The following is a 413-nucleotide window of genomic DNA, read 5'->3' on the forward strand; positions in this document are numbered from 1 at the left end:
GCTTCGTCAGGAGTACTTGACGCGTTTTGGCCCGTCCCGGCTGCCGCTGCCTGCTTCACTGGGGGACAGCCCGGTCCTCCTCGCGCTGCGGCTCTCACCTGGCTACATGGCCCCCGGGCTCCGGGATGCGGCGCTGGAGATGTTCCGTTCCCCGGCCTTCCTCGTGAGTGTCACCCTCGCGATGTTGGTCTATGTGGCCGCGTGGGCACTGCCAGAACCGGTGTTTTCCAAGGCCTTCGCCACGGCGGTGACCGTGAGACTTGCGCTCGCCGTGGGCGTGCATGAGCTGATTCAGCTCGGACGCATCTGCGTACGTCTCTACGAAGAGTCCATGGCCGCTCGGACCGCGGAAGAACTGGAGGCGGCGGCCGAGCGTTTCGGTGGTGCCGTGGGAGCCAGCGCGCTGCGGGTGC

General features: G+C 67.3%; 1 pseudogene. It reads left to right on the top strand.

The window, feature by feature from the left end:
- Positions 1–413, top strand: a pseudogene (locus tag G4D85_RS48590) (AHH domain-containing protein); the annotation flags it as partial.

This window comes from Pyxidicoccus trucidator (genome assembly GCF_010894435.1).
GTDB lineage: Bacteria > Myxococcota > Myxococcia > Myxococcales > Myxococcaceae > Myxococcus > Myxococcus trucidator.